The following is a 10,482-nucleotide window of genomic DNA, read 5'->3' as shown; positions in this document are numbered from 1 at the left end:
CTTAGCGCCCTCTGTGCCTTCACTTTGTGCCCTTTGCGGTAAAATAAAGTGTTATGGGTTGTGAGTTATTGAGGCGTGTGGCCTAACTTATCCAACTTATATATCTTTATGGGCTTACATGGTTAAATGACCTTAGCGCCCTCTGTGCCTTCTCTTTGTGCCCTTTGTGGTAAAATAAAGTTGTTATGGCTGCGAGGCGGGTGCCCTTTATGCTTAAAACAACAAACCGCACACCAAAAAAACACTCCTCTCTGGAATGTCTTTCTAAAACATTTTTTTGCTTTTAGTGTTCAGTATTGTAACTTAGCTGATAATAGTGAGTGCATTAAAAAAATTAACCCTAACCGAGCCTGAACTTGTTTCGGCACTGCAATCCCAGGATCCCGCAGTGTTGAAAACATTGTATAGCATGTATTCTTCCGCATTGTTTGGGGTAATCTCTCGCATTATCATCAATACTGAATTAGCAGAGGATGTTTTACAAGAAACTTTCGTAAAAATCTGGCAATCTGCTAAGCACTACGACAATACCAAAGGACGTTTATTTACGTGGATGATGAATATTGCCCGCAACCTTTCTATTGATAAACTTCGTTCTAAAGATTTTAAGAACTCACTCAAAAACCAAGATATTGAAAATAACGTAAGTTTCGTTGATGATCAAAACAAGGTAACGTTTAACCCCGATGTACTTGGTGTTAAACAACTTGTAGAAAATCTGAAACCAGACTTACAAAATGTTTTAAACTTGGTTTATTATAAAGGCTTCACACATGTTGAAGCAGCAGAGAAATTAGATTTGCCTTTGGGAACGGTGAAAACCCGAATAAGATTGGCTATTATAGAATTGAGGAGGAGTTTTAATTGAGCGTGGAAAATTTAAAAGCATATATCGAATCTGGAGTACTTGAGCTGTACGTTTTAGGTGATTTATCACCTGAAGAAGCGTTATTGGTCGAAGAAATGGCATTTCAACACCCTGAGGTTAGAGATGAAATAGCTGCTATTGAAGCGACCATGGAAGAATATGCCATTCAAAATGCGATAGCTCCTTCTGAAGATGTTGAAACCCGATTATTTGAGAAATTAGGTTTAACAGATTCCAAGTTGGAAGATGATCATTTTCAGGCCAGTGCTACTTACGCAGAGGAACCTAAAGTCGTTCTTATGGATAACAGCGCAGGAAAGGTAAGAACCCTGCGTTATGCTTTGGTTGCTTGTGTGGCCTTATTAGTCATCAGCACAGCAGCACTCTTTATTACCTACAATAAACTGAATGATGCGCACGATCAGATTGCAAGTCTTAATCTTGACAAGCAGAAATTTGCCGGAGTGGTGAGAAAACTGGAATTTCAAAATCAAGGTTTAGATAACATTGCTGCAATGGCCGACAGTAAGGAATGGGCCACTATCAGAATGGAAGGACAGGCTTACAGCCCTTCTTCAAAGATGAAAGTTTACTGGAACAAGAAAGATAAGAGCGTTTTAATTAACTATATCGCGATGGATCTACCTAAAGCGGATGCCAATCACGAATACCAGCTCTGGGCATTAGTAGATGGAAAACCAGTTAGTCTGGGTGTTTTCGGAAGCAGTGACTCTACAGGTAAAGAAGCTTTAGTCAAAATGCAAACCATAGAAAAAGCTCAGGCTTTCGCTGTAACCTTAGAACCTACGGGAGGAAGCGTAAATCCTACCATGGACAAGCTTACTGTAATGGGTGGGGTGTAAATTAGTACCTAGTATAAAGTATCTAGTATCAAGTAATCAGTGTCAAGCAACTAGTATTAGTATCAAGACTTGGTGCATAAAAACAACTCAAAACCGTCATTGCAAGGCAATAAGTAATCTTTTTAATAGTTATCCAGAAGTGCTGCTGCATTTCTACACTGCCCAACATTAATTAGTTTGTAGCACTAAGTAAATGCATCTCAAAAGGGATTCTTTCAGCAACTTCAGAAGCAGTTACCACATGGCGTTCGGAGGCCAGATAATCGCCCGCCAGACCATGTATATAGCAACCTATTTTAGCGGAATCAGTAGCAGAGTAGCCTTGAGCAAGTAAGGCCGATAAAATTCCAGTTAAAACATCTCCCATTCCACCTTGAGCCATGGCGGGGTTTCCGGTTGGATTAATTAAGACCTTTCCGTTGGGTACACATACAAATGAAAACTGATTTTTAAGTATAATAACAACCTGTTTCTTTCGGGCCCAAATTATAGCGGTTTGAACTCTAGCCCACCAACTCTCATGTGCTCCGAATATGCGATCAAATTCTTTAACATGAGGGGTTAAAATAGATCCGGCAGGCAGTATATCCAGCAGATCTGGTCGTTCCCCTAAAATATTCAGTGCATCAGCATCAATAACCAAGGGCCGGGCAGCCAGAATAAGGCTTTCCAGAAGCTTCTCGTTATCCGAATTTATGCCCAATCCCGGACCAATGGCTATGGCTTTATATTTTGCGGGATTCTCAATTCTGGTGTATTCATCTCTGGGCAAGGCCATTACCTCTGGCAATAAAGTATTGAGAGCTGTTAATCCAGTGGCGGGGATACAAGCCGTGGTTAAGCCCGCACCGGCATATAAACAAGCTTTAGCGGAAAGCAATGCCGCTCCCATAGTATCAATATTTCCGGCAATAAGCAAGGCATGACCATAGGTGCCCTTATGACTGAATGGCTTACGGTTTTTGATTAGCCTTACCATATCCGTTCTTTCGGTGAGATAAAAATCTGTAGAAAGACTTTCAATAAAAGCTTCTTCCAGCTGTATATCCACTACCTCATGGTGTTCTGTAGCTACCGCCGATTCCGGAAAAAAGAAATTGATCTTCGGCCTTTGAAAGCAAATGGTTTTATATGCTTTTATTCCATTATAATCAGCTGAGAGCTCCCCTTCTGAAAAGAAGCCTGTAGGCACATCAACAGCATAAACCCTTTTTTGAAGCTTATTAATTATTTTAACCAGTTCCGCATAGTCGCCTGCCAACGGTTTGTTTAAACCGGAGCCTAAAATAGCATCTATAATTAAATCAGCTTTTACATTCTTGAGTTCTGAAGGGTGGTTAATGATTACTTTCTTACATCGGGATTCATCAATCCGTTGCAGGTTTATCGCAAAATCATCGCTTTGCCTGGCGCTAAAATTAACGATATAAACCTTCACATGCTCATAACCATTGTGGAGTAACAGGTGCGCTATGGCCAACCCATCACCTCCATTGTTACCTTTACCACAAAATATGGCTACACGCTTGTGTGCATTAAACTCTGTTTTTAAGAAACACTTAACAAAGGCACGAGCAGCTTTTTCCATCAAATCTATCGAAGCAATGGGTTGATGGGTAATGGTAAATTCATCTACATTGCGCATTTGCGCCGAGGTTAGCAATGTTTGCATATCACGAATATAAGTATCTCCATGCCAAATAGTAATTGGCTAAGATCGGTTTTAGTTGATTTAGGTCATCATAAATCGCTTGTTGATGATAACAATTATATTAGCTTTACGTTTTCAATTGAATTAAATTAAATCTCAAACCATGAACCAAAAACCATCCAATGCATTCATCGCAGCAGCGTGGCTTGCATTAGGTATCGGAATGATAGGCTTTATTGTAGGCCTGTGGCGCTCTGATATGCTCTTAAATGAAAAAGGATATTATTTTACGGTACTGATGTTCGGCTTGTTCGCCGTAATTTCCTTACAAAAAGCTGTACGCGATAAACTCGAGGGTATTCCGGTAACGGACATCTATTATGGCATTAGCTGGTTTTCTACACTTCTTACTATTGCTTTATTAATAATAGGCTTGTGGAATGCTACACTATTGCCGAGCGAAAAAGGTTTTTATGCCTTCGCATTCCTACTCTCTTTATTCGGGGCAATTACGGTCCAGAAAAACACGAGGGATGCACAAATCTTCAATAAAAATCAGGATACGAACTAATATCCCTTAAGAGGAGGCTATATCATAAAGATCGATTGTCATCATGAGCTCCCCGATGTAAAATCAGGACAAGTTGTGGAAGGATCTAATTAAGCGTTATTAAAGCGTTTTGCACTTACTTGTCCCAATTTAAGCCGGGGGCTCAACTTGACAGATTTGAATGGTAATTTATGTTACAGCCTCCTATCTTCTTAAATTCTATAACGTTTTCAATAACAAATAAAGATTATAGAACATTTCTGACATTTAGCTGAACTCCAACATAGTACATTATCCATCCCAAACGGATATATCTATAAAAGGTTGATATTTCGTTCAAAAATATCGTTAAATTAACCTCATCAATACCGAATATATAGTTTAACCACGAAGACGCAAAACATCAATTTTTGGATTGTTTAGTATTTGAGTGGCAATCATTTCCGAGCAGAATATATTATTCACCTATAATTGTTCAGACCGATATGGCAGAAACAAATGGACTAAAAAAGACCCTTACCCCTTTTATGCTCTGGGGTTTAGGCGTAGGCTATGTGATATCGGGAATGTATTTTGGCTGGAACCTTGGTCTGGAAAAAGGCGGAACGCTAGGCATGTGTATTGCCACCCTGGCGGTAATGATGATGTACATAGCCTTTAGTTTCAGCTATGCTGAATTGGCTTGCGCGATACCGAAGGCCGGAGGCGTGTTCGATTATGCCAACAAAGCTTTGGGAAAAAATATCGGGTTTATTGCTGGTATTGCTCAAATGGTTGAGTTTATTTTTGCCCCGCCTGCCATTGCGTTTGCCATTGGTGCTTATTTTAATGCCTTTTTCCCTACAATTCCTATTCTAACCAGTGCTATAGCGGTATATTTTTTGTTTACAGCCCTAAATATTTATGGGGTAAAGGCAGCAGCCTCTTTTGAGGTTTTGGTTACAGTGTTGGCTGTAGGGGAATTACTCCTATTTTCAGGCATTACCTTGCCTAAATTTCAAGCCAGTAATTTAGTTCACAATAACTTCCCTAATGGCTGGAGCGGTGTTTTCGCCGCCATTCCGTTTGCCATCTGGTTTTTCTTAGGAATTGAGGGCGTAGCCAACGTTGCCGAGGAAACTAAAAATCCTCAAAAAGATATTAGTAAAGGATTTGGCTGGGGCATATTTACTTTGGTGATACTGTGTATCCTGGTATTTATTTCCAGTATTGGCATTGCCGGGTGGGAAGCCATTGTTTATAAAAATGGTAAATCCGGAGAAACTTCCGATTCCCCACTCCCACTTGCACTTTCCATTATAACAGGCGATAACAATCTGATGTACCATTTGTTGATTACCGTTGGCTTATTTGGTTTAGTGGCCTCCTTTCATGGTTTGGTACTGGCCGCCGGTCGCTCAACCTACGAAATGGGAAAATCCAGAAGTCTGCCTGCCTTTCTGGGAAAAATCTCTTCCCGCTTTCAAACTCCTGCTAATGCCCTGGTGGCAAACATGATCATTGGCATCATTGCGCTCCTTACCGGTAAAACGGCCGAAATCATCATCATATCGGTATTTGGAGCACTAACACTTTACATCATTTCTATGATATCCATATTGGTACTTCGTAAAACTGAACCCCACCTAGCAAGGCCCTTTAAGGTTCCGGTGTACCCGCTCTTCCCCATACTGGCTTTGCTTATTGCTTTTATTTCTTTCATCGCAATGCTGATATATAATCTTAAATTAGGATTAATTTATCTGGGCATTGTTCTGGGCATATTTCTTTTGTATAAAATTTTTAAAAAGGCAGAATAATGACTACAACTCAACAGATTCTGGACTACGTAAAAAACCATCCATCAGGAAAAGTTAAATTGGCTGTAGCCGACATTGATGGCATTTTAAGGGGCAAATATGTATCAGCCGAAAAATTTGCCTCATTGGCGGAAGGACGCCTGGGCTTCTGTGATGTAACTTTTGGCTGGGATGCCAATGACGCGGCCTACGACAACGTAAAATATACCGGTTGGCACACCGGGTATCCAGATGCCCAGGTAAAAATTGATCTCAGCACTTTCCGGAAAATTCCCTGGGAAAATGATGTCCCATTCTTTTTAGGCGATTTTATAGATGATCAGGAAAAACCAAATCACGTTTGCCCGAGGCAATTGCTGAAAAAAATCATTAGCTCGACAAAAGACCAGGGATTTTCGCCCTTGTTTGCCCAAGAATTTGAGTGGTTTAATTTTGCTGAAAGCCCAGAATCCTTAACAGAAAAAGGGTTCGTTAACCTGAAGCCGCTAAGCCCGGGTATGTTCGGTTACTCCGTTTTACGAAGCTCGCTTAAAAACGAATTCATGACTGACCTTTTCGATTTACTCAGCAAATTTGACATTCCGATTGAAGGCTTGCATACCGAAACTGGCCCCGGGGTATACGAAGCGGCGATTAAATATGCTCCGGCATTGCAGTCGGCAGACCAGGCACTTCTTTTTAAAACCAGTGTAAAAGAAATTGCGTATAAACATGGGGTCATCGCCACGTTTATGGCCAAAATCAGTGAGCAACTACCTGGGTGTAGTGGACATGTACATCAAAGTCTTTGGGACGCAGATCTTCAGAAAAATCTCTTTTATGATGAAGCCGATGAGCACAAGATGAGTAGCATAATGAAAAGCTACATTGCTGGTCAGCTTTTCTGTTTGCCACATATTTTACCACTAATAGCACCAACCATAAACAGTTATAAGCGTTTAGTAGAGGGAGCCTGGGCACCAACTACGGTTACCTGGGGTATCGATAACAGAACAACAGCCTTAAGGGCATTACCGGGAAGTAAAAAAGCCAGCCGCCTGGAAACCCGCATTGTTGGATCGGATACGAACCCCTACCTGGCCATGTCGGCTTGTTTGGCTGCTGGGTTATACGGCATACAGCATCACCTTAAACTGGAACAAGCTGCCACAAAAGGTAATGGGTATACTGATTTATCAAACGGTGTTTTATCCAGAAATTTATCTGAAGCTACCCAAAGGATGAAAAACTCTGAGTTGGCCAATACTTTATTGGGAGCGGAATTTGTAGCGCACTTTGCAGCTACGCGTGAGTGGGAATGTAAGCAGTATGCAAAAGCGGTAACCGATTGGGAGTTGAAACGGTATTTAGAAATTATATAATTAACAGCAAATAATAAAAGTACATCATGATATTCGATCGCATCCATCAGTTTAACTTTCCAACCACTATTCGTTTTGGTGCAGGTGCAGTAAAAGAACTTGCGGCCTATCTTCAAAACAATCACTTAAAGGCACCACTCATTGTTACCGACCCTACCATTGCCCAACTTCCTTTCTTTAAAAGGATTATTGAGGATTTAGGCAATAAAGGTATTTCAGTAGAAATTTTCAGTGATATTCATAAAAATCCAGTAAAAAGCGATGTCTACAAAGGAACGGATGCCTGGGATCAAACGCAGAGGGATAGCGTTATTGGTATTGGGGGTGGTGCCGCATTAGATGTTGCCCGTGCAATTGTTTTGCGTGTCAATCACCGGGAAGACCTCTTTAAATACGACGATCTTATTGGTGGAGATATTTATGTTACCAACGATGTACCATATTTTATTACCATTCCAACTACCTCAGGTACCGGCAGTGAAGTAGGCAGGAGTGCAATCATTGCAGATGATGAAACCCACCAAAAAAAGATTCTGTTCTCGCCCAAATTAATGGCTAAAATTGTGTTTGCAGATCCCGAACTCACTATAGATTTACCTCCATTTATTACAGCTGCCACAGGAATGGATGCTTTAACCCATAACATGGAAGCCTACTTAGCCAAAAACTTTCACCCTATGTGCGATGGAATAGCCTTAGAAGGGATATCGCTCATTAAGGATGCACTGGAAACAGCTACCAACCGCCCTGACCTGGTTAGTCGCAGTAAAATGCTTCTGGCCTCTATGATGGGGGCTATTGCATTTCAAAAGGGCTTAGGAGTGGTTCATTCACTAGCCCATCCCCTATCTTCACTATTAGATACCCATCATGGCTTGGCCAATGCCGTAAATATTCCTTATGGTATGCGGTTTAATATAGAAGGCTTTGAGGACCGTTTTCAAAAAATAGCAAGGGCACTGGAATTAAAAGACGAAACTGGTGAGGCGGTTGTAAAATATCTGTTCGATTTAAATTCAAAAGTTAATATTCCACACAAATTGAGCGATATTGGCGTTCGTAATGAACATATAGAAACGCTTGCAGATTTGGCTTTTGCAGATTTCGCACATCCCAATAACCCTAAACCTGTAAGCCGGGAAGATTTTAAAGCTTTGTATTTAAGCGCTCTTTAATACATGATGAATGAGAAGATAATTATCGGTGTAACCGACTGTAGTAAATTTGACATTTACAGAGACTGGGTTTTATCTTATAATGAGCAGGTAGAAGTTATTCAACTTGGTTATAAGCTCCATAATTTTGAGGATATCAAAAAATGTCAGGGCATTGTGCTTACCGGTGGAGAAGATGTACACCCGCGTTTTTATCAAATGCCCGAATACTATCCCTACTGTTATGAGGATGATATTGATGAGCATCGAGATGAATTTGAATTTAAGGTACTGGATTACACCGAAAAAAATAGTATCCCTGTTTTAGGAATTTGTAGGGGAATCCAGGTAGGCAACGTATTTTTTGGAGGTACCTTAATTCCCGACATCCCCACCTGGGGAAGGTTTAACCACGCCAAAATGCCAAACAATACCGACAGATACCATGAAATTATCGTCAATCCTTCCTCCTGGCTAAGCCAGATTGTAAACACAGATAAAGGTTTGGTAAATAGTAATCACCATCAAAGTACCGATAGAATTGGCAAGGAGTTGGTGGCTAGTGCCCTATCTCCCGATGGAGTAGTAGAGGCCATGGAAAGACTTCATCCAGAAGGAAAATCCTTTTTATGTTTGGTACAATGGCATCCTGAACGTTTAAAAGATCAGCAGAGCCCCTTCAGCAAAAACATTCATGAAGCCTTTATCCATGCTGTTAAAATAAATACAGGTAAATTTTAAATTCCTCAAATCTGTTTTCAAAAAATAAAAGCATGCAGATCATCAATCCCGCTACCGAAGAAATCATTACCACTTTAGAGGAAGACACCCAACAAAGTTTAGCCCATAAATTAGAAATCCTGCAACAAGCACAACCTGAATGGGCAAAAAAAGGTTTAGCAGAAAGAATAGCTGTACTGAGCAGGTTTAATGAGCTTTTAGCCACTCATATAGAAAATTTAGCCCTTGTTTTAACTAACGAAGTAGGCAAACCGCTGCAACAATCCAGAAACGAGATAAACGGGGCCAGAAACCGGATTACATGGATGCTTGAGCATGCAGACAAATATCTCTCAGACGAAGTGATGATTGATGAGCCCGGTTTAAAAGAAGTAATTAAATATGAACCGCTTGGGGTGGTTTGCAACATTTCTGCCTGGAATTATCCTTACCTGGTTGGAGTTAACGTTTTTATTCCTGCACTACTCAGCGGTAACGCCGTAATGTACAAACCTTCAGAATATGCCACGCTTACCGGTTTGGAAATAGAAAAATTGCTAAAAGAGGCCGGCGTTTCAAATGGAGCCTTTCAAACTGCCCTTGGAGGCAAGACTGTTGGAAATGCTTTGCTAGACCTGCCTTTTCAAGGTTATTTCTTTACTGGTTCTTATCGTACTGGCCAATATATTTATGAAAAAGTGGCTCCGAAAATGGTCCCTTGTCAGTTAGAATTGGGTGGTAAAGACCCATTATATATTGCGGATGATGTGCTGGATGTAAAAGGAACAGCCGCGGCAACTGCAGATGGTGCTTTTTATAATAATGGACAAAGTTGTTGCGCAGTAGAACGCATATATGTACACGAAAAGAATTATCATGAATATGTTGCGGCCTTTGTAGCGGAAGTAAAAAGCTGGAAACAGGGTCTTCCTACTGATGAGGTTTACCTGGGTGCGTTAACCCGTAAAGCACAGATTGCCGTATTAGAAAACCAGGTAAAGGATGCCTTAAATAAGGGCGCTAAAATACTTACCGGCGGCGGCGTGCAAGACAAAAAAGGGTATTATTTCAACCCAACGGTGTTAACTGATGTCGATCATAGTATGCTGGTCATGAAGGAAGAAAGTTTTGGCCCCATTATAGGCATTATGAAAGTTAAAAATGATGAAGAGGCGCTAACTCTGATGCAAGATACGGAATATGGCCTAACTGCTTCGGTTTATACCGCGCAGCAGGAAAGAGCAGAAAGCATACTAAGCCAAATTAATTCAGGATCAGGGTACTGGAATTGTTGTGATCGCGTTAGCGCTGCACTTCCCTGGAGCGGCCGTAAGCATTCGGGTATTGGAGCAACCCTATCTCATCAGGGATTGAGGGCATTTACTAAGCCAAAGGGGTATCATTTAAGGGGCTAAGTATTGTATGCTTATGATTGTGAAAGATTATAGAGAGATACGACAATGAAGGATTTAGATAATTGGTCCCTGAGCCACGGACCAAGGGATAGGCAAGAAGT

General features: G+C 40.9%; 9 protein-coding genes. 8 read left to right on the top strand and 1 reads right to left on the bottom strand.

All coding sequences use genetic code 11. From position 1 onward, the window contains the following. Positions 1-316 precede the first annotated feature (316 nt). A complete protein-coding gene (locus tag BMX11_RS22025) occupies positions 317-868 on the top strand; it encodes an RNA polymerase sigma factor (protein ID WP_090888989.1) in 552 nt (183 codons plus the stop codon). Between the two features lie 2 nt (positions 869-870). After that, entirely contained in the window at positions 871-1,731 is an 861-nt protein-coding gene (locus tag BMX11_RS22020) for an anti-sigma factor (RefSeq protein ID WP_090888994.1), read from the top strand. A 172-nt stretch (positions 1,732-1,903) separates the two neighbouring features. On the opposite strand, the gene BMX11_RS22015 is transcribed toward BMX11_RS22020, so the two are convergent. After that, complete coding sequence (locus BMX11_RS22015; RefSeq protein WP_245738740.1) at positions 1,904-3,403, bottom strand: NAD(P)H-hydrate dehydratase; 1,500 nt, start codon at positions 3,401-3,403, stop codon at positions 1,904-1,906. 142 nt (positions 3,404-3,545) lie between these two features. Here BMX11_RS22015 and yiaA point away from each other — a divergent pair, with 142 nt between their 5' ends. The 6 genes from yiaA (at position 3,546) to BMX11_RS21985 (ending at position 10,381) form a co-directional block, all read left to right on the top strand. Then, on the top strand, positions 3,546-3,953 hold the full coding sequence (yiaA, locus tag BMX11_RS22010; RefSeq protein WP_090888986.1) for an inner membrane protein YiaA: 408 nt from the start codon (positions 3,546-3,548) through the stop codon (positions 3,951-3,953). A 464-nt stretch (positions 3,954-4,417) separates the two neighbouring features. After that, positions 4,418-5,731: an ethanolamine permease gene (eat, locus tag BMX11_RS22005; RefSeq protein WP_090888983.1), complete on the top strand. Its 1,314-nt coding sequence runs from the start codon at positions 4,418-4,420 to the stop codon at positions 5,729-5,731. Beyond that, the gene (locus BMX11_RS22000; RefSeq protein ID WP_090888980.1) at positions 5,731-7,092 is read left to right on the top strand and encodes a glutamine synthetase family protein; all 1,362 of its coding nucleotides are present in this window, start codon (positions 5,731-5,733) and stop codon (positions 7,090-7,092) included. Before eat ends, BMX11_RS22000 begins: the two co-directional genes overlap by 1 nt. A 26-nt stretch (positions 7,093-7,118) precedes the next feature. Next, positions 7,119-8,267, top strand: a complete 1,149-nt coding sequence (locus BMX11_RS21995) for an iron-containing alcohol dehydrogenase (protein ID WP_090888977.1) — start codon at positions 7,119-7,121, stop codon at positions 8,265-8,267. 3 nt (positions 8,268-8,270) lie between these two features. After that, positions 8,271-8,987, top strand: a complete 717-nt coding sequence (locus BMX11_RS21990; RefSeq protein ID WP_245738739.1) for a gamma-glutamyl-gamma-aminobutyrate hydrolase family protein — start codon at positions 8,271-8,273, stop codon at positions 8,985-8,987. Positions 8,988-9,019: 32 nt separating this feature from the next. Beyond that, positions 9,020-10,381, top strand: coding sequence for an aldehyde dehydrogenase family protein (locus tag BMX11_RS21985; protein WP_090888971.1), 1,362 nt, complete (start codon positions 9,020-9,022; stop codon positions 10,379-10,381). Positions 10,382-10,482 lie beyond the last annotated feature (101 nt).

This window comes from Pedobacter rhizosphaerae, assembly GCF_900111155.1.
GTDB lineage: Bacteria > Bacteroidota > Bacteroidia > Sphingobacteriales > Sphingobacteriaceae > Pedobacter > Pedobacter rhizosphaerae.
The sequence above is the reverse complement of the archived record's forward strand: the minus strand, read 5'-3'. Positions and strand labels throughout refer to the sequence as shown.

Excerpts from the sequence above, each read along its gene's own strand:
- BMX11_RS22015 (WP_245738740.1), bottom strand. The coding sequence starts at position 3,403 with ATGCAAACATTGCTAACCTCGGCGCAAATGCGCAATGTAGATGAATTT.
- yiaA (WP_090888986.1), top strand. The coding sequence starts at position 3,546 with ATGAACCAAAAACCATCCAATGCATTCATCGCAGCAGCGTGGCTTGCA.
- eat (WP_090888983.1), top strand. The coding sequence starts at position 4,418 with ATGGCAGAAACAAATGGACTAAAAAAGACCCTTACCCCTTTTATGCTC.
- BMX11_RS22000 (WP_090888980.1), top strand. The coding sequence starts at position 5,731 with ATGACTACAACTCAACAGATTCTGGACTACGTAAAAAACCATCCATCA.
- BMX11_RS21995 (WP_090888977.1), top strand. The coding sequence starts at position 7,119 with ATGATATTCGATCGCATCCATCAGTTTAACTTTCCAACCACTATTCGT.
- BMX11_RS21990 (WP_245738739.1), top strand. The coding sequence starts at position 8,271 with ATGATGAATGAGAAGATAATTATCGGTGTAACCGACTGTAGTAAATTT.
- BMX11_RS21985 (WP_090888971.1), top strand. The coding sequence starts at position 9,020 with ATGCAGATCATCAATCCCGCTACCGAAGAAATCATTACCACTTTAGAG.